Source organism: Streptomyces sp. NPDC058620 (assembly GCF_042717135.1).
GTDB lineage: Bacteria > Actinomycetota > Actinomycetes > Streptomycetales > Streptomycetaceae > Streptomyces.
Window position 1 is genome coordinate 37,671 of the sequence record NZ_JBHXQO010000037.1, and the last position, 18,332, is coordinate 56,002.

The 18,332-nt window shown below is 69.6% G+C and carries 31 protein-coding genes; all 31 read left to right on the plus strand.

The features are described 5' to 3' along the window. Positions 1-38: 38 nt before the first annotated feature. The 31 genes from ACFWSK_RS27190 to ACFWSK_RS27340 all read left to right on the plus strand — a co-directional run bounded on the left by ACFWSK_RS27190 (position 39) and on the right by ACFWSK_RS27340 (position 18,331). Positions 39-248: a hypothetical protein gene (locus ACFWSK_RS27190; RefSeq protein WP_383791353.1), complete on the plus strand. Its 210-nt coding sequence runs from the start codon at positions 39-41 to the stop codon at positions 246-248. A gap of 92 nt (positions 249-340) precedes the next feature. Beyond that, positions 341-502, plus strand: coding sequence for a hypothetical protein (locus ACFWSK_RS27195; RefSeq protein ID WP_383791356.1), 162 nt, complete (start codon positions 341-343; stop codon positions 500-502). Beyond that, entirely contained in the window at positions 499-771 is a 273-nt protein-coding gene (locus tag ACFWSK_RS27200) for a hypothetical protein (protein ID WP_383791359.1), read from the plus strand. Before ACFWSK_RS27195 ends, ACFWSK_RS27200 begins: the two co-directional genes overlap by 4 nt. Then, complete coding sequence (locus tag ACFWSK_RS27205) at positions 771-995, plus strand: hypothetical protein (RefSeq protein WP_383791361.1); 225 nt, start codon at positions 771-773, stop codon at positions 993-995. Before ACFWSK_RS27200 ends, ACFWSK_RS27205 begins: the two co-directional genes overlap by 1 nt. After that, the gene (locus ACFWSK_RS27210; protein WP_383791364.1) at positions 992-1,360 is read left to right on the plus strand and encodes a DUF6907 domain-containing protein; all 369 of its coding nucleotides are present in this window, start codon (positions 992-994) and stop codon (positions 1,358-1,360) included. Before ACFWSK_RS27205 ends, ACFWSK_RS27210 begins: the two co-directional genes overlap by 4 nt. Beyond that, positions 1,357-2,232 carry a hypothetical protein gene (locus ACFWSK_RS27215; RefSeq protein WP_383791367.1) on the plus strand — a complete coding sequence of 292 codons (876 nt, stop codon included), beginning with the start codon at positions 1,357-1,359 and terminating at the stop codon, positions 2,230-2,232. The genes ACFWSK_RS27210 and ACFWSK_RS27215 overlap by 4 nt, the downstream gene beginning before the upstream one ends. Continuing rightward, a complete protein-coding gene (locus ACFWSK_RS27220; protein WP_383791370.1) occupies positions 2,229-2,372 on the plus strand; it encodes a hypothetical protein in 144 nt (47 codons plus the stop codon). Before ACFWSK_RS27215 ends, ACFWSK_RS27220 begins: the two co-directional genes overlap by 4 nt. A gap of 11 nt (positions 2,373-2,383) precedes the next feature. Continuing rightward, complete coding sequence (locus ACFWSK_RS27225; RefSeq protein WP_383791373.1) at positions 2,384-2,707, plus strand: hypothetical protein; 324 nt, start codon at positions 2,384-2,386, stop codon at positions 2,705-2,707. After that, positions 2,704-3,480 (plus strand): hypothetical protein, encoded by a 777-nt coding sequence (locus tag ACFWSK_RS27230; RefSeq protein ID WP_383791376.1) that lies wholly within the window; start codon positions 2,704-2,706, stop codon positions 3,478-3,480. The genes ACFWSK_RS27225 and ACFWSK_RS27230 overlap by 4 nt, the downstream gene beginning before the upstream one ends. Positions 3,481-3,590: 110 nt before the next feature. Further along, positions 3,591-3,869 (plus strand): hypothetical protein, encoded by a 279-nt coding sequence (locus ACFWSK_RS27235; protein WP_383791378.1) that lies wholly within the window; start codon positions 3,591-3,593, stop codon positions 3,867-3,869. 217 nt (positions 3,870-4,086) lie between these two features. After that, positions 4,087-4,308, plus strand: coding sequence for a MerR family transcriptional regulator (locus tag ACFWSK_RS27240; protein WP_383791381.1), 222 nt, complete (start codon positions 4,087-4,089; stop codon positions 4,306-4,308). 442 nt (positions 4,309-4,750) lie between these two features. Next, on the plus strand, positions 4,751-5,332 hold the full coding sequence (locus tag ACFWSK_RS27245) for a DUF4352 domain-containing protein (RefSeq protein ID WP_383791383.1): 582 nt from the start codon (positions 4,751-4,753) through the stop codon (positions 5,330-5,332). 103 nt (positions 5,333-5,435) lie between these two features. Then, a complete protein-coding gene (locus tag ACFWSK_RS27250; RefSeq protein WP_383791386.1) occupies positions 5,436-5,669 on the plus strand; it encodes a hypothetical protein in 234 nt (77 codons plus the stop codon). A gap of 16 nt (positions 5,670-5,685) precedes the next feature. Further along, positions 5,686-6,039, plus strand: coding sequence for an HNH endonuclease signature motif containing protein (locus ACFWSK_RS27255; RefSeq protein ID WP_383791388.1), 354 nt, complete (start codon positions 5,686-5,688; stop codon positions 6,037-6,039). Positions 6,040-6,211: 172 nt separating this feature from the next. Beyond that, positions 6,212-6,691: a hypothetical protein gene (locus ACFWSK_RS27260; protein ID WP_383791390.1), complete on the plus strand. Its 480-nt coding sequence runs from the start codon at positions 6,212-6,214 to the stop codon at positions 6,689-6,691. Continuing rightward, the gene (locus ACFWSK_RS27265) at positions 6,675-8,300 is read left to right on the plus strand and encodes a hypothetical protein (protein WP_383791392.1); all 1,626 of its coding nucleotides are present in this window, start codon (positions 6,675-6,677) and stop codon (positions 8,298-8,300) included. Before ACFWSK_RS27260 ends, ACFWSK_RS27265 begins: the two co-directional genes overlap by 17 nt. A gap of 10 nt (positions 8,301-8,310) precedes the next feature. Further along, positions 8,311-9,801, plus strand: a complete 1,491-nt coding sequence (locus ACFWSK_RS27270) for a phage portal protein (RefSeq protein ID WP_383791394.1) — start codon at positions 8,311-8,313, stop codon at positions 9,799-9,801. Continuing rightward, positions 9,798-10,766: a hypothetical protein gene (locus ACFWSK_RS27275; protein WP_383791397.1), complete on the plus strand. Its 969-nt coding sequence runs from the start codon at positions 9,798-9,800 to the stop codon at positions 10,764-10,766. The genes ACFWSK_RS27270 and ACFWSK_RS27275 overlap by 4 nt, the downstream gene beginning before the upstream one ends. A gap of 47 nt (positions 10,767-10,813) precedes the next feature. Continuing rightward, a complete protein-coding gene (locus ACFWSK_RS27280; RefSeq protein ID WP_383791400.1) occupies positions 10,814-11,530 on the plus strand; it encodes a hypothetical protein in 717 nt (238 codons plus the stop codon). 24 nt (positions 11,531-11,554) lie between these two features. Then, complete coding sequence (locus tag ACFWSK_RS27285; RefSeq protein WP_383791403.1) at positions 11,555-12,406, plus strand: N4-gp56 family major capsid protein; 852 nt, start codon at positions 11,555-11,557, stop codon at positions 12,404-12,406. Continuing rightward, positions 12,406-12,879 (plus strand): hypothetical protein, encoded by a 474-nt coding sequence (locus ACFWSK_RS27290; protein WP_383791406.1) that lies wholly within the window; start codon positions 12,406-12,408, stop codon positions 12,877-12,879. Before ACFWSK_RS27285 ends, ACFWSK_RS27290 begins: the two co-directional genes overlap by 1 nt. 12 nt (positions 12,880-12,891) lie before the next feature. After that, positions 12,892-13,485 (plus strand): hypothetical protein, encoded by a 594-nt coding sequence (locus ACFWSK_RS27295; protein WP_383791408.1) that lies wholly within the window; start codon positions 12,892-12,894, stop codon positions 13,483-13,485. Then, positions 13,482-13,832 (plus strand): head-tail adaptor protein, encoded by a 351-nt coding sequence (locus ACFWSK_RS27300; protein ID WP_383791410.1) that lies wholly within the window; start codon positions 13,482-13,484, stop codon positions 13,830-13,832. The genes ACFWSK_RS27295 and ACFWSK_RS27300 overlap by 4 nt, the downstream gene beginning before the upstream one ends. Before the next feature lies 1 nt (position 13,833). Further along, a complete protein-coding gene (locus tag ACFWSK_RS27305) occupies positions 13,834-14,172 on the plus strand; it encodes a hypothetical protein (RefSeq protein WP_383791413.1) in 339 nt (112 codons plus the stop codon). After that, the gene (locus ACFWSK_RS27310; protein ID WP_383791416.1) at positions 14,169-14,351 is read left to right on the plus strand and encodes a hypothetical protein; all 183 of its coding nucleotides are present in this window, start codon (positions 14,169-14,171) and stop codon (positions 14,349-14,351) included. Before ACFWSK_RS27305 ends, ACFWSK_RS27310 begins: the two co-directional genes overlap by 4 nt. Before the next feature lies 1 nt (position 14,352). Further along, entirely contained in the window at positions 14,353-14,769 is a 417-nt protein-coding gene (locus tag ACFWSK_RS27315; protein WP_383791418.1) for an HK97-gp10 family putative phage morphogenesis protein, read from the plus strand. Then, positions 14,766-15,182 (plus strand): DUF3168 domain-containing protein, encoded by a 417-nt coding sequence (locus ACFWSK_RS27320; RefSeq protein WP_383791421.1) that lies wholly within the window; start codon positions 14,766-14,768, stop codon positions 15,180-15,182. Before ACFWSK_RS27315 ends, ACFWSK_RS27320 begins: the two co-directional genes overlap by 4 nt. Positions 15,183-15,235: 53 nt before the next feature. Next, entirely contained in the window at positions 15,236-15,652 is a 417-nt protein-coding gene (locus tag ACFWSK_RS27325) for a phage tail tube protein (protein ID WP_383791424.1), read from the plus strand. 11 nt (positions 15,653-15,663) lie between these two features. After that, positions 15,664-16,065, plus strand: coding sequence for a hypothetical protein (locus ACFWSK_RS27330; protein WP_383791429.1), 402 nt, complete (start codon positions 15,664-15,666; stop codon positions 16,063-16,065). Positions 16,066-16,109: 44 nt separating this feature from the next. Next, positions 16,110-16,385, plus strand: a complete 276-nt coding sequence (locus tag ACFWSK_RS27335) for a hypothetical protein (RefSeq protein ID WP_383791431.1) — start codon at positions 16,110-16,112, stop codon at positions 16,383-16,385. Then, a complete protein-coding gene (locus tag ACFWSK_RS27340) occupies positions 16,382-18,331 on the plus strand; it encodes a phage tail tape measure protein (RefSeq protein ID WP_383791434.1) in 1,950 nt (649 codons plus the stop codon). The genes ACFWSK_RS27335 and ACFWSK_RS27340 overlap by 4 nt, the downstream gene beginning before the upstream one ends. Position 18,332 lies beyond the last annotated feature (1 nt).

Sequence of the window (18,332 nt, forward strand, 5' to 3'; positions counted from 1 at the left end):
GTTGTGGAACAGGCACCGCATCCGGTACTAGGAGGGACGTGACTACGTGGAGAGAGCGCCATGACGAAGCCGTCCGCAAGCAAGACGCCGCACAGCAGGCATACCGAGAAGCCACCGACGAACGGGCCCAAGCCCTGATCGACGGCGAGACCGAACTCGGCAGCCAAGCAGCCGTGGCACGAGAACTCGGGGTCACCCGGGCCGGCATCAGCAGGGCCATCAACGCCCTGAAGCAGAAGCAGATGTAGCTACCCCCCACAACTGAAGACGGCCCAAGGCCGGGACGGCAATCCCGGCCAAGGGCCTAACCGCCACCCCTGAACAGACCAGGAGGACGGCTATGGCCGAGTTTGCCATGCCCGCAGCTCAGAGCATCACCCAGCCCGACAGGCGTCTGATCGCCGTCGGCACCATCCGCCGCCACGACGGCCGCACCACCACCGTGCGGGCCACCGAGGCAGGCGTCACCGGCAGCATCCGCCCCACCGGCGGCGCCCAGTGACGACGCCCCTCGTCCTCAGCGACGACACCCGCACCCTCCTCGGCCACCTCGCCGACAAGCTCGCCAGCCTCCGACCCGACGCCGTGATGCTGGACGCCATCCGGCTCGCCCAGGCCCTCGTCGTTGCCGAGCAGCTGCACGGCCCCACCGAGGCCGCGTTCGCAGCCGAGCAGGACCTGCTCGCCGCGACGCCGCCCGTTCGCCGCGACCAGACCCGAGGCGAGTACGCCACCGCCCTCCGCCTCATCGCGCAGGGGGTGACGGTCTGATGAGCGCCGACACCACCGCATACGCGCCGCTCCACGACCCCGCCGACGACAGCGACGCCTGGGCCTCGCCCCTCGACATGGCGCTCGATCTCGCCCGCGCCTCCCTCGCCGAGCAGGCCATCGCGAACATCCACGACGACAAGGCGATGCTGCGCGCCGCCGTCCAGCTGGAGACCCGCCTCCGCGAGCTCGTCGCCGCCCTCGACAAGGAGGCCGGCCGATGACCGCACCGCGCACCGTCACCGTCGAGACCGCCGACCACGGCCACGTCACCATCCCCGAACCCGCCTGGTGCATCGCCCCCCACGACTTCGAGGGCTACCGCGAGGACATCGAGCACCACAGCGCCAAGACCCCGCTCATCGTTCCCACCCCGTGCCACGGCCTGATCTCGGCCCTGCCCGTGTTCTTCGTGTGGCGCCCGTTCAGCGAGACCGACAGTCAGATGAACGTCGGGATCGAGCTGGACGAGTGGCACGAGTTCAGCCCGACCGACCTGGACAAGGTCGCCGCCGCCCTTGTCGAGCACGCCCGCACCATCCGCGTCTACGCCCGCCAGCTGTCGACCATGCGGGCAGGTGCCAAATGAAGAAGGACCCGCTGCTCTGGGGCGCGCTGATCGCCGTCCTCGTCGTGCTTGCCTCGGCGGAGTACGACCTGGCCCGCGCCTGCGGCTTCGGCAAGTACGTCGCTGCTGGGGTGCCGGCCGCCCTCGACATCTACGCGGTGAAGGCGCTGCGGGCGAAGCGGGACGTCACCGCGGCCGTGCTCGCCCTGATCCTCGTGAACGCCGCCTCGCACCTCGTGAGCTCCGGCACCCTGCCCGTGAAATGGCCGCTGGTAGTCGCCGTGTCCGCGATCGCGCCGCTCGTCCTGTGGCGCGTCCACCGGCTCAGCGAAGCACCGACCACGGTCAAGACGACCGTGGTTGCCGAGCCGGAGCCGGCCACTGAGCGGAACCTTCACGCCGAGCTGGCCGCAGCGAAGGTCGCCAAGGTGTACGGCGATCCGGTGGTCACCCGACGCCGCCCCGAGGTGGTACCCGCCGACGCCCGGATGCTGCCCGTCATGTGCCGCACGGCACTCACCACCGCCGCCGAGGTGACCACCGAGGTGACCATCGAACGGGTCGCCGAGGAGCCCGAGCAGGTGGTCACCCGGCCCGCGATCGAGACCAGTTGGAAGGCCCTCGACCGGTCTGCCCTCGGCCCCATCGCTGACCACCGCCAGTCCTCCGCCCTGACCGGCAGCCTGGCCGCCGCAGAGCCCCGGCAGGTGGTCACCGTCCCGGTCACCATCAGCCCGTCCGAGCTGCGGAAACAAGCCCGTCAGCTCAACCGGCAGGTGGTCACCGAGACCAACCGGCCGGTGACCATCGAGCGCCTCCGCGAGGAGTACGGGCTCTCCCGCCGCGACGCCACCGACCTCCGCCGCCACATCGTCGACGGGAACCGGTCGTGATCGCCTACGCCTTCGGCTGGGGGCTGACCGCCTACATCCTCGTGCGCGTCCCCGCCGCCCTCTTCCGAAGTGACCGGCTGGCCGTCTGGGCGATCTACGCCGCGTCCGCCACCACCATCGCCAAGCTTCTCGGCCTCTGAAAGGCACCCTGATGCGTACCAGCCTGACCGCCGCGATCGACACCGCTACCCGCCACACCATGGCCGCCGCCCCCGAGCAGGCCCCCGCCCTCGACGTCAACGGCGGCGCACTCGGTGCCCTCGTGATCGGCATCATCATGTGCACGATCATCGTCGTGAAGTGGCGGAACAACGTCTACAAGGACGCCGAGAAGTCCGCCATCATCATCACCGCCCTCGCCGTCGCCCTCCTCGCCGGAAGCGCCGGCGGGATCGTCGCCGACATGTTCAGCACCGTGCAGAACGTCGGCAACAGCGTCGGCGAATCCGTCACCCAGACCGGTGTCGGCCGATGAACGTCAAGCCCCTCATCCAGCCCCTCGGCGACGGCACGGTCATCCTCTACGACCGGATCACCGGCTGGGTCACCTCCCCGAAGTACCGCACCCCCGCCCCGCCCGAACCGCTAGCCGAGAAGCCCCAGCCCGCCAAGGGCCAGCAGAAGGCCAAGGCCGACCAGGCCGCCGACTCCAAGATCGACCAGAAGAAGCCCGCGGCCGTACCGGAACCCGAACTCGACAAGCGGGCCCCTCTCAAGCGGGTCGGGCTCCTCCTCGGCGGCGCCTACGTCCTCTTCGTCTCCGACTACACGACCTACGCCACCGCCGCAGCCGCCCTCGGCTGGGTTCTGGCCGCCTACATGGTCGGCGCCCCCGACAAGCCCCCCAGCGAAGCAGCGCAGGACGTCCCCGCGGCTGCCCCGAAGACCCCCCGCGATGCGATCGTCCAGTGGCTCATCGAGGTCATCGGCGACCGCCCCGGCGTCCACTTTGCCGAGCTGTACCCCCGCATGAGGGAACTGCCCGGCATGGAGAAGTACGACGACGCCGCCCTGCGAGGGGCCCTGAACACCCTCGGCATCACCGTCACCCGCACCTTCACCATCGGTAAGGCCAAGGGCCTCTCAGGGGTCCGCCTCGCCGACCTGACCACTCCCCTCCCCTCTCAGGAGAAGAGCCCCCTCTCTACCGGTGAAGACGCAGGTGAGACCACACGCTCTACCCCCGAAGAGCGGCCGGAGAGCGGCCCCTCTTCCGCCGAAGAGCCCGTCCGAGAGAAGGCCCTCTGATGATCCGAGCACTCCTCAAAGCGCTCCGCTTCGAGCAGCCGGAGCTCCCGTACTGCCCCCAGTGCGGCGGACACTTCCCCGCGCACAGCCACTGACGAGAGGATGACGAGATGCTGACTCCCCGCGAAACCGCGTTCGCCACCCCGGCCGATCTCGGCGGCTCCGGTAACTACCGGCGCCTCTGCCGCAAGCTCAACCTGAACGCCGTCCCCGACGGCTACGGCCTCATCCTGGCGACCGACGAGAACGGCAACCAGGTGACGCTCTGCACCGGCGACGTCGAGTACGTCCGGGCCATCGCCGGAGCCTCGCCCGAGGTGCTCGCCGGGCTGGAGCTCCCCGCCGACAAGTTCCTCACCCGCGACGGCTGGCCCGAGAGCTGGGCCTGACGGTGTAGCTACACCCGCTGGCCCCGGCCGTCACCACGACGACCGGGGCCTCCACGCGCGCGAGGGGCAGGGGGCTCTTCGTTCGCCGGTACGGAGAGCCTTCCTGGGGCCTCCACGCGCGCGAGGCTGGTACGCAGATTGTGCGGACCAGGTCCACCCTGGAAACCTTGCGCGTCTCCGCAAAGTTTCCAGCGCCCCCGCGCGCCACAATGGGCTCATGGAGTACCTGCTGCCGCCCCGCGGCCTGCTCACCACCAAGCTCGCCGCACTCAACTGCGGCGTCCAGCCGGCCACCATCCGCGACTGGCGACGGCGCGGAATCCTCGCCCCCTGCGGCGGCACCCCCAAGCGCCCCGTCTACCGCCTCGCCGACGTCGAAGCAGCCCGAACCGCGGCCAAGCCCACCCGCCCCGGACAACGCGCCACAACCGCCGCTTGACGTGCGGCAATTCGTGCGCCACGATTTGAGCACCACACGCATGTCCAGACATACGTACAAGCGTGCCGAAGGCCCCGACCACAGCCACCCGGTCGGGGCCTTCGTCGTCTGCTGAACAACTAGCCGTCTGCCTTCTGGGCCGCCTCTACAGCGCTGTGCATAACCCCAGGCGTGTACACGCGCGTCTCGGTGTCCCCATCGAACAGCACCTCGAAGTACCAGATCGGCTTTCCCCGATCACGCCCCCACGAACGGTCCTTGATCACGCCATCCCGTATCTCCCTAGTCGGGCTCTGGCTGTCGTGCATCCGCACACGCGTGCCAGGCCGCCACTCGTCACCCCATCGCTTCTCCATTGTGTGATCAGATCACGGAACGCCCATACAAGGCAGGGCATATGCCGGGATGATGTCCCCCTCACCACCACGTCCCAGGGGGGACCATGCGCACCCGCACCATCACTGCCGCACTCGTCACGGCCGGGCTGCTCGCCCTCACCGGGTGCAGCAGCGAGCCCGAGCCGGCCAGCGTCACCAAGAGCGACGCCAAGCCCGACCCGACGCCCACCACGGTCAGCCCGACCCCCGAACCCAAGCAGCAGACCACCTTCGACGTGGGCGACACCGCCGACATCAACGACGCTCCCAACAACGTCACCTTCAGCGCCACCGTCATCGCCTACGCACAGCCCGTAAAAGGGCCGCAACCTCCCAGCGACGAGCTAGGCGGCGACGTCTGGGCCACCGCCGAGGTCAAGGTCTGCAATGTCAAGGGCGAGACGATCAGCGTCAGCCAGTTCCCCTGGTCCCTCGACTACGAAGACGGGACCCGCATCAAGGCCACCGGCCTGGGCGGCGGCGACCTGCCCAAGCCCGAGTTCCCGAACGACGTGATGGTGAAGGTTGACCGGTGCGTGCGCGGGAAGATCCCCTTTCCCGTTCCAAGTGACCAGCGGCCCGCCCGCATCGTCTACGCCCCCGAGTCGATGGACGAGCCGCTGGAGTGGACCGTCCCCGCCCAGTAGCTGAAGTGGCGCCCGTGGCCGGTAATCCCCGCAACGGGCGCCCCTACCGCCGACACCAGGCCCCGCCCCATGGACGGGGCCTTCGTCATGCCCGGAGGACACCGTGGCCGACAGCCAGCCCATCGCCGTCCAACTCCCGCCGGTCCCGTCAAAGCTCCCGCGCGGCACGCTGCGGGACATCTGCCGCACGCTCGGCCTCGACCCTGGCGACGTCAGGGAGATCACGCTCAGCGTGAACGAACTCACCGCCACCCTCTACCTGAGCACCCACGACGGCCACAAGATCCGGTACGGCGACGGTCCGGCCACCACCGTGGTCCGCATCCCCATCGACTGAAGCGCAGGAGGGAGCCATGCCCAGGCGAGCCCTGCAGGTCTGTCCGACGCCAGGTTGCCCGACCCTTACCCCCCAGGGCCGATGTCCCCCCTGCCAGGCCAAGGCCACCCAGGCCCGCCCCGCCTACCGCAACGCAGGACGAGGACGTGACTGGCGCAACGCCAGCGCGCGCTACCTGCAAGACCATCCGTACTGCGAGTGCGACGAGTGCTCGCCCCTGCTGCCCCTGCAACGCGACCTGGCAACCGAGGTCGACCACATCGACGGACTCGGCCCGCTCGGACCCCGCGGCTTCGACCCCACGAACTGGCAGGCCATGTCGAAGCGGCATCACAGCCGGAAGACGGCACGCGAGACCTTCGGACACTGACCTGCCCTCGTCACGCTGAGCGACCCGACCCAGGGGGGTACCCCCGGCGGCTCAGGGGGGACCAGACGCGGGGGAGGGCGCTCGGAGGTCCGTCGGGTTCATAGGGTCCCCGCTGTCACGCAAGGTGACGGCTCTCGTTGCTGCGCAACGCAGCGGTGGAGGAGTGATCAACATGCCCCGTGGTGGAGCACGCGCCGTGTCCGGGCCGCCGCCGGACCCGCGGTCGCTGAAGAGCGCGGCGTCCATGGACAAGGGCGGGTGGCGGACGCTGCCGGCCGAGGGCCGGGCCGGTGACCCGCCGGAGTGGCCGCTGACGACACCGGCTGAACGTGAGCTGGACCTGTGGGACGACCTGTGGAAGAAGCCGCAGGCCACGGTGTGGGAGGACATGGACCAGGCCCTTGAAGTCGCGCTGTTCGTGCGGACGCTGGCCGAGGCCGAGCGGGCGGACGCGCGCGTGGACGTGAAGAAGATGGTCCGCAGCTACCTGGATTCGCTGGGGCTGAGCGTGGCGGGCATGAACCGGAATCGGTGGAAGATCGCCCCGGCGATCGAGGAGCCGACTGCCGCCGCGCCGACTGCCGCGGCACCTGCCCGGCGCCCGTCGGCGCGAGACCGGTTGAGGGTCGTGCCCAGTGGCGAAGGCGCCTGATGCCGGGGCCGAGTTCGTCGTCGACTTCCCCACGATGTGGATCGTGCCGGACTGGATCGAAGCTCACTGCCCAGTCCCGGATGGATTCCGCGCCGGTGAGGACATGGAGCTGTACCCGTGGCAGCTGTGGTGCACGGTCAACCACTACCGAGTGAAGCCGACGGCCACCGTCGGGCAGCTGGCGCCCGCGTTCCAGTACCGGCGGTCGCAGGTTGTGGCCCCGCAGAAGACGGGCAAGGGGCCGTGGTCGGCGGCGATCGTCCTGGCCGAGGCGGCTGGCCCGGCCGTCTTCAACGGCTGGGCCAAGGGCGGGGAGCGATACCGGTGTTCTGATCACGGGTGCGGGTGCGGGTGGTGGAAGGACTACGTGCCCGGTGACCCGATGGGCGTTCCGTGGCCGACACCTCTGATCCAGTTGACCGCCACGTCCGAGGACCAGGTCGCGAACGTGTACCGGCCGCTGCGGCAGATGGTGAAGCGCGGCCCGCTCGCCGAAGTGATGCAGTCGGGCGAGGAGTTCACCCGGGTCGGGGACGACGGGCGCATCGACGTGGTCACCTCGTCGGCGCTCAGCAGGCTCGGCAACCCGATCATCTTCGCGATGCAGGACGAGACCGGCCTGTACAACACGGCGAACAAGTTGCGCCGGGTCGCCGAGACCCAGCGCCGCGGTGCGGCCGGCATGGGCGGCCGGTCGATGGAGACGACAAACGGGTGGGACCCCTCGGAGAACAGCGTCGCGCAGTCGACGTCGGAGGCGAAGGCCCGGGACATCTTCCGCTACCACCCGCAGGCGCCGAAGACGCTGTCCTATGCGAACAAGCGGGACCGCCGGAAGATTCACACCGTGGTCTACGCCGGGTCGTCGCACGTGGACCTGGACGCGATCGAGGCCGAGGCCGCCGAGATCATGGAGAAGGACCCCGCGCAGGCGGAACGCTTCTTCGGCAACCGGTGCGTGGCGGGGTCGGCTTCCTGGCTGGACGGCGCGAAGTGGGCGCGTAAAGCCAGCCCGCAGCGGGTGCGTCCGATGACCCGGATCGTGCTCGGTTTCGACGGCTCCGACTCGGACGACTGGACAGCGATCCGCGCCGAGACGATGGACGGTTACCAGTTCACCCCGCTGTACGGGCCGGACGACGCTCCGACGATCTGGAACCCGGCCGACACCGGCGGCCAGGTCCCGCGCGCCGAGGTGCGCGCGGCCATGGGCCAGTTGTTCCGCCGGTACGACGTGGTGCGGCTGTACGCGGACCCGCCGTACTGGGAGACAGAGATCGACGACTGGGTCGACGAGTTCGGGGAGGAGCGGGTGATCCGCTGGCACACCCGGCGGATCGTGCAGATGCACTCAGCGTGCGAGCGGCTGAAGACCGACGTCATCAAGAGGGACGGCACCTTCCGGCATGACGGGTGCGAGATCACGCAGTCCCACATCGAGAACACCCGCGCGGCAGCACGGCCGATGGAGCGCTATGTGCTGAAGAAGGCCAGTCCCACGCAGAAGATCGACGCCACGATCCCGAGCATCCTCGCCCATGAGGCGCTCGGCGACGTCATCAAGGCCGGGCTGGCCGTGCGGCAGCAGTCCTACTACTACGGCGCGTGAGAGGAGAGCGATGGCAACGATGGAGCGTGCTCTCCAGCTGGTGACCGTGCTGGAACAGGAGCTCATCAACCGGCGCACGGACATCGACCGGCACAACGCCTACTACCGGGGGCGCGGGCGGCTGAAGTACGCCTCGGACGCGTTCTCGAAGTACCACGGGGACCGCTACCGGGACTTCTGTGACAACTGGGTCCAGGTGGTGGCTGACTCTCCGGTGGAGCGGCTGACCGTGAACGGCATCCAGGCCGCCGGGGAGACGGAGGCGGACAAGGATCTGTGGAAGGTGTGGCAGGTCAACGGCCTCGACGCCGACTCGCAGTTGGGGTTCCTCGGCGCGGTGAACGGCGCCCGGTGCTTCGTGCTGGTGTGGGGGGACCCCGACGACCCGGACATGCCGGTCGTCACGTTCGAGGACGCCTCCCAGTGCATCCTCGCCTATGAGCCTGGATCGAGGCGGCACCGCCGGGCCGCGCTGAAGCGGTGGCAGGACGGCGGCGAGGACTTCGCGACGCTGTACCTGCCCGATGAGGTGTGGAAGTTCTCCCGCCCGGTGATGTACGGCGAGGACGCCAAGTCGCCGGCCATGACGGAGGTCGACGAGGAGCTGAAGCGGTGGCGGCCGCGGGAGCTCGACGAGGAGCCGAACCCGCAACCCAACCCCATGGGTGTGGTGCCGATGGTGGAGTTGCCGAACAAGCCGTCCCTGGTCGGTGAGCCGATGTCGGACGTGGCGGGCGTGATCTCCATGCAGGACGCCATCAACCTGCTGTGGGCGCAGCTGTTCACCGCCTCGGACTACGCGTCCTTCCCGCAGCGGGTCATTCTCGGCGCCGACGCGCCGAAGCTGCCTGTGCTGAACAGCGAGGGTGTCGTCGTCGGCGAGAAGCCCGTCGATATCGAGAAGTTCGCCGTGGACCGCGTGATGATGTTCAGCGGCAAGGACGCGAAGATCGCTGAGTGGCAGGCCGCCAACCTCGGGATGTACACCGGCCTGATTGAGGTGGCAGTGGGCCACCTCGCTGCCCAGACCCGCACCCCGCAGCACTACCTGATCGGGAAGATGGCGAACCTCAGCGCGGATGCGCTGCTCGCCGCCGAGACCGGGCTGGTGAAGCGGGTCGAGGAGAAACAGCTCTGGTACGGGCAGGGTATCCGTGAGGCCGCTCGCCTCATCGCCCTGGCCCAGGGCGACGACCGCAAGGCCGATGCTCTGCGCTCGGGCCGGGTCCTGTGGGCGGACGCCGAATCACGCAGCCACGCGCAGCTGGCGGACGCGCTGGTGAAGCTGAAGGGCATCGGATTCCCGCTGGAGTGGCTGGCCTCGAAGTACGGGCTCACCCCGACCGAGGTGTCGGACATGCTCGCGATGCGGGCTCGGGAGATGGAGGCAGACCCGGTCTCGGAGATCACCCGCATGATGGTCGACGGGCGTACCCCCGCACCGGCCCCGCCCGGGCAGGAGGACACACCTGACGGGCCGGTAGAGGAGCCTGCGGCATGAGCCCGTCACCTCTCGCGCTGGCCCACCAGGCGGCCAGGGAGCGGCTCTCCCAGGCTGCTGGGCGGGCTGCTGTACGGCTGTGGCGGCAGACGGACCCGCAGGACATCCGTGGTTCCTGGCTGCCTCTCTTGGCCCGCCTCCTGGTCATCGTGTCCGGCGCCCAGCTCGCGGCTGCCGAATCGACCGAGTCGTGGCTGACGCGGCTGCTCGGCGACGAGGACCCGGACCGGCCGGACGCCGACCAGCTGAACCCGGCGATGCTGGCCGGGGTGTCCGGCGAGGGCCTGCCCCTGGCCGACGTGCTGGCCGGCCCGATGTGGGCCGCGTTCCGGATGGTCACCGCCGGGGCCCCGGTCGCCCAGGCCATGGCCCGCGGCAGCGCCCTGCTCGACATCGTGGCCCGCACCGCCGTCGCCGACGCCGGCCGGGCCGCCGACCAGGTCGGCATGGTCACCCGCCCGTCGGTCACCGCGTACATCCGGGTGACCGAGTCCGGGGCCTGCTCTCGCTGCCTGGTCCTGGCCGGTAAGGAGTACGGCACGTCCACGGGGTTCCTGCGTCACCCGCGCTGCCAGTGCGGGATGGAGCCCGTCACCCGCGACCACCGGCCCACCGCGCAGGACCCGCGCAAGCTGGTCGACTCCATGTCGGATGCGCAGCGCAGGAAGACGTTCGGCGAAGCCGGGGCGAAGGCGCTCGCCGAGGGCGCCGATCTGGGGCTGCTCGTCAACGCGAGGCGGGGCATGGAGACGGCCACCGTGTTCGGCCGCAAGGTGCTTGCCACGACCGAGGGCACTACCGCCCGGGGCATCGCCGGGAAGCGCCTGCAGAACCTCGGCAAGGCTGACGGGCAGCGCTACCGGGTGAGCAGGACGCCGCGCCTGATGCCCGAGGAAATCTTCCGCCTCGCCGACAACCGCGCGCATGCGGTCCGGCTGCTGCGGCAGCACGCGTACATCTTCTGACCCGCCCGCGCGCAACGCCCGGGCTCACACCCGCAACGGGAGTCCCCATGAACCGCAGCACCCTGCCCCGGCATGCCCGCTCGCACGCGCCCGGCTGGACCCATCCCTACCCGGCGGACCCGTTCTCGCCTTTCCTGTACGCCGACGGCGGCGAGGACGAGACCCCGCCTGGCGACGCGGGCGAGGAGAAGCCGGACGACGAGCCCGACGACGACGAGCCGGATGACGAGCAGGACCCGGACGGTGCCGCCGACCTCGGCGACAAGGGCAAGCGGGCCCTGGACGCCATGAAGGGCAAGCTCAAGGCCGAGCGCGACAAGCGCCGCACTCTGGAGCAGCAGCTCGCCGAGAAGGACGGCACCGACGAGAGCGAGAAGGTCCGCCGGCAGGCGGAATCAGAGGCGCTCTCCAAGGCCAACTCTCGGATTCTGCGCTCGGAGCTCAAGGCCGCCGCGACGGGCAAGCTCATCAACCCCAAGGACGCCCTGGTCCACATCGACCTCGATCAGTTCGAGGTCGACGAGGACGGCCAGGTCGACGAGGACGAGGTCGCGGACGCGATCGAGAACCTCCTGAAGGAACGGCCCTATCTGGCGGCCGCAACGGCCAAGCGGTTCCAGGGCACGGGCGACGGCGGAGCAGCGCGCAAGGCGGGCCGGCCGAAGCAGCTCACGCGAGCAGACCTGAAGTCCATGACCCCTGCGCAGATCGTCAAGGCCAAGGAAGACGGCCAGCTCGACGACATGCTCAGCAACGCCGGCTGACCCCGGCCCCACAAGGAGAACACCATGGCCATTGCGGCATTCATCCCCGAGGTGTGGTCCTCGGAACTGCTGGTCACGCTGGAGAAGTCGCACGTCTACGGCGCCCCCGGCGTCGTGAACCGCGACTACGAGGGCGACATCGGCGCGGCCGGAGACACCGTCCACATCGTGTCCCTGGCGGAGCCGACCATCGGCACCTACACCCCGCACACCGACATCACCATCGAGGACGTCGACGACGTCGACTCCACCCTGGTCATCAACCAGTCGAAGTACTTCGCGTTCGAGGTCGACGATGTGGAGAAGCGGCAGGCCAAGAACGGCGGCAAGGTTCTGTCCGAGCAGGCCCGCAAGGCCGGATACAAGCTCCGCGACGTGTCCGACACCTACATTGCCGGGCTCATGGCCGCCGGTGTCGACGCGGGGAACCTCATCGCCGAGCAGACCCTGGCCGACCCGGGCGACGCCTACGACCTCCTGGTCGACCTGGGTGTCGTCCTCGACGAGGACGACGTCCCCGACGGCAGCCGCTGGGCGGTCGTCACCCCGAAGTTCCACGGCCTGCTCCAGAAGGACCCGCGGTTCGTGTCCGCTGGCGACCCCGCCGCTGCGGCGACCCGCGCGAACGGCATCATCGGCTCGGCCGCCGGGTTCTCCCTGCGCAAGTCGAACAATGCTCCCAACGGCCCAGGCGCCGGTGCGGGCAAGCTGGTCATCGCCGGGTACAACGGTGCGGTCAGCTACGCCGAGCAGATCAACAAGACCGAGGCGGCTCGCAAGGAGAAGGGCTTCGCGGACATCGTGAAGGGCCTTCACCTGTACGGGGCGAAGGTCGTTCGGGCCAAGGGCCTCGCCGCGGCGGACGTGATCATCTGATGTCCGGGGAGATGAAGAACGGCGACGAAGTTCGCCTGATTGGTTCCGGCGGCGCCCCGGTCCTGCTGACGGTGGGCCGCCCGTTCTCCGCCCGGGACATCGAGGCCAGGCTGAACTCCCGCGAGTGGCGGCGCGAGGACGACGAGGCACCCGCGTCCACGGCGGGCCCCCGGCCTCGGAAGGAGAAGGTCTCCAAGCCCGCCGACGCGTCCGCCCCGGGGCCGAAGCCGCGCACGGAGAAGGTGTCGAAGCCGGACAGCGACCCGGACGCGGACGGACCGCAGCCGCGGACCGAGCTCAGGTCTGACCCGGACGAGCAGCCCGAGGCCACGGCGCCCAGCAGCGATCCCCGCCGACCGGCGGAGAGCGCGCCGAAGCCCGAGTGGGTGGCCTACGTCGCCGGGCTCAAGCACATGACCATCGAGGACGCGTCCTCGTACACGAAGGCCGATCTCATCGAGATGGCCGGCTGACGGGAGGCCACCGTGGCACTGGAACCCCTGGCGACGGTGGCCGACCTGGTCGCCCTCGGCCTGACCCTCGAAACCGACGAGACACCCATCGCCCAGCGCTACCTCGCCGTGGCCTCGGCCGCGGTCCGCGAGGCGGCCGGCGCCCCGATCTCCGAGACGACATCGACGGTGACGGTGGAGGGCGAGGCGGACCAACGGCTGCGGCTGCCCGGTCCGCCCGTCACCGCCGTCGCCTCGGTCACCCGCGACGGGGTCGAGGTCGCCGACTGGCGGCTGCGCTCGGACCGGCTGTGGAGGTTCGGCGGCTGGACCTCGGACGGCGGCCCGTCCGACATCGAAGTGACGTACACGCACGGCCTGCCCGAAGTGCCGGCCGACATCGTCGACCTCGTGTGCCGGATGGTGACCGCCGCCCTCGTGTCCTACCGGGCGCAGGACGACGGCACCGGGCTGGCGGCCGGGAACATCACCTCGGAGCGGATTGGCGACTACGCCGTGACCTACGGCGGCAACGGGCTGATCACCGAGATGGAGCTGCCCGACTATCTGCGCGAGCGCCTGGCCGCTCGCTTCGGTGGCGGGGCATCGCTGCTGAGGTCGCGGTGAGGGGCCCGGGCCGGTTCCTGAACCGGCGCCTGGTGGTCTGGCGGCCCAGCACCACCGACGACGGATACGGCGGGCAGGAGACCACCTACGTCCAGCTGCCCGGCACCGTCCGGGCCAAGGTCGACCAGCCGTCCAACGCCGACCGGCTGCTCGCCCAGCAGGCCCAGTCCAAGCACGACCACACCGTGTTCCTCCTGCCGCGCGCCGATGTGCGCCGCGGCGACGAGCTGCGCGGCATGGACGCGCTCGGACAGGCGCAGACCTTTCGGGTCCTGGCCGTGGTGCAGCCGTCCACCCCCGTGTACTCCAAGGCTCCGTGCGAGCTGATCCAGAAAGAAGGTGGCTGACATGGCCCTGCTCGCAGTGATCCCTGTCCCTGTCAACGGCGGTCTGCCCGACATGGCCGCGCTCGCGGTCCCCGCTACGGCGCTCGGCGACACCGCCCCGTGCGGCCCGGGGCGGTTCCTGTTCGTGAGGAACGCAGACGCCGCCTCCCACACGGTCACCGTCGCGACGCCCGGCACCGTGTCCGGGCTGCCGATCCCCGAGGTCGCGATCGTCGTGGCCGCGGGCAAGTCAGCAGTGCTGCCACTCGCCCCGGTATTCCGTGGCACGTCCGGCCGGGCGGCAATCACGTACAACTCCGTCACCGCCGTCACGGTCGCGGTACTGGAGCTCGGCCAGTGACGTCCGACGGCAGCGCGCGGGCAGCGCTGCCTGCCGACTCGTTGGAGTGCAGACAGAACGCCGAGCAGCTGCTTGCCCAGAACGGCGGCAACGACCCGGCCGCCGCGTCTGCGTGGGCGCTGCTGGCGGTGGCTGCCGAGCTCGCCGCCATCCGCCGCGATCTCCGGAAGAGCCGCTGACATGGCCGCCCGACGCCGCCGCAGCGGCGGCCGTCCGGCGAGGACCCGCAACAGCGGGGTGACAGTCAACATCCGGGGCCTGGAAGCGCTACGCGACCGCCTCGACGAGCTCACCCCCGAGATTCGGGGCGCCGCGTTCCGGGCGCTGAAGGAGTCGGCCGAGGCGGTGCGTTCCGACACCGCCCAGGCAGTGCGCGTGGACACCACCAATCTCCAGCGCAGCGTCAAGGCGAGGTTCCGCAACAACGAGCTGCGGGCCGAGATCGGGTGGTGGGACCGCGATGACCTGTACGCGATCCTGCACGAGTTCGGTACCCGCCGGATTCCCGCCCGCCCCGCGCTCGGGCCCGCGATCGAGGCAGAGCGAACGAAGATCGGCGACCGAATCCGGGCCGAGGTGAGGAGGGCACTGTCGTGACCACCGCCTCGTCCCCGATGCTCCCCGTGCAGGGCGCCCTCCACGCGGTCCTGACCGGTGACAGTGCGCTGGACGCGCTGATCGAGGGCCTCTACGACTACACCCCGGAACGCGTCCCCTACCCGTTCGTCGTCCTCGGCGAGGCGATCGAGACCCCGGACAACCGGCACGGCGGCTTCGGCCGGCAGACCGTGATCACGCTGCACGTGTGGGACCAGTACCGCGGCTACGCCCGGGTGCTGCGTATCGGCGCCCGCATCTCCGCGCTGCTCGACCATCAGCCCCTCGCGGTCCCTGGCCTGGAGCACATCGCGACCCGGTACGAGTTCGGGCAGACCCTGACCGACCCCGAGCCGCCCGGCAACATCCGCCACCTCGTGCTGCGGTACCGGGTGATCACCGAACAGCCCTGACCCTTCGCCCCGTGCCTGCCGGCCGGGGCCTTGTCCATGCCCAGGAGGCAGCCATGGCCGGTATCGACGCGTTCGGTACCCAGCTCAAGCGCGGAGACGGCACCACCCCCGGCGAGGTGTTCACCGCCGTCGCCAACGTCACGAACGTCGAGGACGCGGGCCGCACCCGCAACACGATCGACACCACTGCGCACGACTCCCCCGATCAGTACATGGAGTTCGTCGGCGGTCTGGTCGACCCGGGCGAGGTCACGATCGATGTGAACTACGACCCGGCCGCCCACGACACCCTCGAAGCGGACTTCGCGGACAAGGACCCGCGGAACTACCAGCTGGTGTTCCCCGACGCCGACACGACCACGTTCGCGTTCGCCGCGGTCATGACCGGCTTCTCCAAGTCGGCGCCCTATGACGACAAGCTCACCGCCAGCCTGACCTTCAAGGTCTCCGGCAAGCCGACCATTTCCTGAACGGAGACACCATGGCACTGCTCAGCAAGGACCAGATCAACGCCGCCGACGACCGGGCGTATGAGGACGTGCCCGTGCCGGAATGGCACGGAACCGTCCGTATCCTCGGCATGTCCGGCACCGACCGCAACGCCTACCAGTCCTCCCTGGTCGTCCTTGGCACGAACGGCAAGCCGCAGCGGGTCAACCTCAACGACCAGCTGGCCAAGCTCGTCGCGAAGTGCCTGGTGGACGAGGAGTTCCAGCGGCTCTACACGGACAAGGAAGTCGCCGAGCTCGGCGCGAAGAACGGGGCCGTACTCGACAAGCTCGGCGACATTGCCAAGCGCCTGTCCGGGCTCGGGGAAACGGCCGTGGAGGACGCGGCGGGAAACTCCGACGCCGCCCCGAGCGGCGCTTCTACTTCCGACTAGCGACCCATCTCGGGGCTCGCTCGGTCCGTCACATGCTCGCCGACATGGACTCGGCCGAGCTCACGGAGTGGATGGCTTACGAGCAGATCAACGGCCCCCTGGGCCCCGAGCGTCAGGACGTCCAGTTCGCGATTCTCACCGCGACCGTGGCGAACACTGCCCGCGGCAAGGGCCAGTCGGCGAAAGAGCCCAAGGACTTCATCCCGAAGTGGGACCAGGGCGCGGCCGAGGCATCGGACTGGACGCAGATGCTCACCACGGTCAAGGCCATGAACCGGCGGCTGCGCGGCACTGACCTCACAGAAGGGGGCAACGGGTGACGCTCGAAGAGCTCATGGTCGAGATCGGCATCAACACAGATGATCTCACCGGCGGAGCGCAGGGCGCCGCCGACGAGGTCGAATCCTCCCTCGGCGGTATCCAGGCCGCGGCGGCCGGTGCCGCGATCGGCGGCCTGTTCGCGATGGGCCTGGCCAACGCCATGGACGCCAGCGCGGCCAACACGAAACTGGCCAATCAGCTCGGGCTCACCGAGGCCGAGGCCGAGCGGGCCGGCGGTGTCGCGGGCGAGGTGTTCAGCGCCGGTTTCGGCGACTCCATCGGCACCGTCAGCGACGCCCTGGGCGCTGTCACCCAGAACATCGGCGGTCTGGGCAAGGCCACCGATGCCGAGCTCGACCAGATGACCCGGTCCGCCCTGGCCCTGGCCGACACATTCGAGTTCGACGTCGGCGAGTCCACCCAGGCCGTGGGAACGCTCATCAAGACCGGCATGGCCAAGGACGGCCTGGAGGCGTTCGATCTGCTGACCGCCGCCGCGCAGAAGCTCCCCCCGAAGCTCCGCGAGGAGATCCCGGCGATGATCAGCGAGTACGGAGAGTTCTTCGACCAACTGGGCTTCACCGGACCGGACATGATGGGCGTGCTCGCCCAGGCCGCCCAGGACCCTACGTTCCAGATCGACAAGCTCGGCGACGCGGTCAAGGAATTCACGCTCCTGATGGCCGACACCGCGAAGGTGGAGAAGCCGCTCCAGGAGCTGGGCCTGAACGTCAAGGATCTCCAGAAGCTCATGAACGAGGGCAAGGGCACCCAGGCTTTTGACCAGGTGACCAAGGCCCTGAAGGACGTGGAAGACCAGACCAAGCGGACCGAACTGCAGGCCGCGCTGTTCGGCGGCCCCGGCGAGGACATGGGCAACAGCCTGCTCAACCTCAACGCCGCCGGTGCGGCAGCCGCGACCGGTCTGGACGACACGGCAGGTGCTGCGAAGAACGTCACGGACAGCATGGCCGCCTCGCAGGCCGTCGACAGCATCATGCGGACGATGGCCACCACGATCGGTGAGCTGCTCGCCCCCGCCCTCACGATCGTGGCCGGCCTAATGAAGGAACACCCCGGCCTGATCAAGGTGCTGGTCCCGATCCTGCTCGGCCTGGCCCTCGCCATCGGTATCGCCGTAGTCGCCCAATGGGCGTGGAACACCGCGCTCTGGGCCTTCCCCGGTACGTGGATCATCGCCGCGATCATCGCCCTGATCGCGATCATCGTCCTGATCGTCGTGTACTGGGACGAGATCGCCGCCGCGACAGAGCGCGCCTGGGACTGGATGGCGACCAAGATCGGTGAAGGGCTCGACTGGATTGGCGGCAAGATCACCGACGTCCTGGACTGGATCACAGGCAAGTGGGACGACGGATGGGCCTGGATCTCGGACAAGACGTCGGCCGGCATCGACACCGTCATGCGCTACATCGGCAATCTCTCGCGCGTCCCCGGTCAAGTCGCTGGCTGGCTGGGTGACCTGGTCGGCTACGTCGCAGGGCTGCCGGGCCGGATCGCGCGCGCCGCGTCGGGCATGTGGGACTCGCTGAAGTACGGGTTCATCAACGTCGTGAACTACCTGATCTGGAAGTGGAACAACTTCCAGCTGACGCTCGGCGGCGGGTCGATCATGGGCGTCGACATCCCGTCGGTGACCCTGTCCACCCCGGACATCCCCTACCTCGCAGAGGGCGGTGTGACCACGGGCCCGACCGTGGCGATGATCGGCGAGGGCAGTGAGCAGGAAGCTGTCCTGCCGCTGTCCAAGCTGGACGGCATGCTGCGATCGGTGGCCGGGTCTGTCCGGAGCACCGGAGGCCAGCCCCGCGACCAGCGCCTGGTCCTCGAACTCGTCGGAGCGGACTCCGAGTTCACCGAGTTCTTCCGGAACGTCGTCAGGACCAAGGGCGGCGGCGACGTCGTGCAATTCGCGGAGGGATGAC

Bases quoted from the DNA above. Each gene is read 5' to 3' on its own strand.
- ACFWSK_RS27195 (WP_383791356.1), top strand. From the start codon at position 341: ATGGCCGAGTTTGCCATGCCCGCAGCTCAGAGCATCACCCAGCCCGAC.
- ACFWSK_RS27205 (WP_383791361.1), top strand. From the start codon at position 771: ATGAGCGCCGACACCACCGCATACGCGCCGCTCCACGACCCCGCCGAC.
- ACFWSK_RS27210 (WP_383791364.1), top strand. From the start codon at position 992: ATGACCGCACCGCGCACCGTCACCGTCGAGACCGCCGACCACGGCCAC.
- ACFWSK_RS27215 (WP_383791367.1), top strand. From the start codon at position 1,357: ATGAAGAAGGACCCGCTGCTCTGGGGCGCGCTGATCGCCGTCCTCGTC.
- ACFWSK_RS27225 (WP_383791373.1), top strand. From the start codon at position 2,384: ATGCGTACCAGCCTGACCGCCGCGATCGACACCGCTACCCGCCACACC.
- ACFWSK_RS27230 (WP_383791376.1), top strand. From the start codon at position 2,704: ATGAACGTCAAGCCCCTCATCCAGCCCCTCGGCGACGGCACGGTCATC.
- ACFWSK_RS27235 (WP_383791378.1), top strand. From the start codon at position 3,591: ATGCTGACTCCCCGCGAAACCGCGTTCGCCACCCCGGCCGATCTCGGC.
- ACFWSK_RS27240 (WP_383791381.1), top strand. From the start codon at position 4,087: ATGGAGTACCTGCTGCCGCCCCGCGGCCTGCTCACCACCAAGCTCGCC.
- ACFWSK_RS27245 (WP_383791383.1), top strand. From the start codon at position 4,751: ATGCGCACCCGCACCATCACTGCCGCACTCGTCACGGCCGGGCTGCTC.
- ACFWSK_RS27255 (WP_383791388.1), top strand. From the start codon at position 5,686: ATGCCCAGGCGAGCCCTGCAGGTCTGTCCGACGCCAGGTTGCCCGACC.
- ACFWSK_RS27260 (WP_383791390.1), top strand. From the start codon at position 6,212: ATGCCCCGTGGTGGAGCACGCGCCGTGTCCGGGCCGCCGCCGGACCCG.
- ACFWSK_RS27270 (WP_383791394.1), top strand. From the start codon at position 8,311: ATGGCAACGATGGAGCGTGCTCTCCAGCTGGTGACCGTGCTGGAACAG.
- ACFWSK_RS27275 (WP_383791397.1), top strand. From the start codon at position 9,798: ATGAGCCCGTCACCTCTCGCGCTGGCCCACCAGGCGGCCAGGGAGCGG.
- ACFWSK_RS27280 (WP_383791400.1), top strand. From the start codon at position 10,814: ATGAACCGCAGCACCCTGCCCCGGCATGCCCGCTCGCACGCGCCCGGC.
- ACFWSK_RS27285 (WP_383791403.1), top strand. From the start codon at position 11,555: ATGGCCATTGCGGCATTCATCCCCGAGGTGTGGTCCTCGGAACTGCTG.
- ACFWSK_RS27290 (WP_383791406.1), top strand. From the start codon at position 12,406: ATGTCCGGGGAGATGAAGAACGGCGACGAAGTTCGCCTGATTGGTTCC.
- ACFWSK_RS27305 (WP_383791413.1), top strand. From the start codon at position 13,834: ATGGCCCTGCTCGCAGTGATCCCTGTCCCTGTCAACGGCGGTCTGCCC.
- ACFWSK_RS27315 (WP_383791418.1), top strand. From the start codon at position 14,353: ATGGCCGCCCGACGCCGCCGCAGCGGCGGCCGTCCGGCGAGGACCCGC.
- ACFWSK_RS27325 (WP_383791424.1), top strand. From the start codon at position 15,236: ATGGCCGGTATCGACGCGTTCGGTACCCAGCTCAAGCGCGGAGACGGC.
- ACFWSK_RS27330 (WP_383791429.1), top strand. From the start codon at position 15,664: ATGGCACTGCTCAGCAAGGACCAGATCAACGCCGCCGACGACCGGGCG.
- ACFWSK_RS27335 (WP_383791431.1), top strand. From the start codon at position 16,110: ATGGACTCGGCCGAGCTCACGGAGTGGATGGCTTACGAGCAGATCAAC.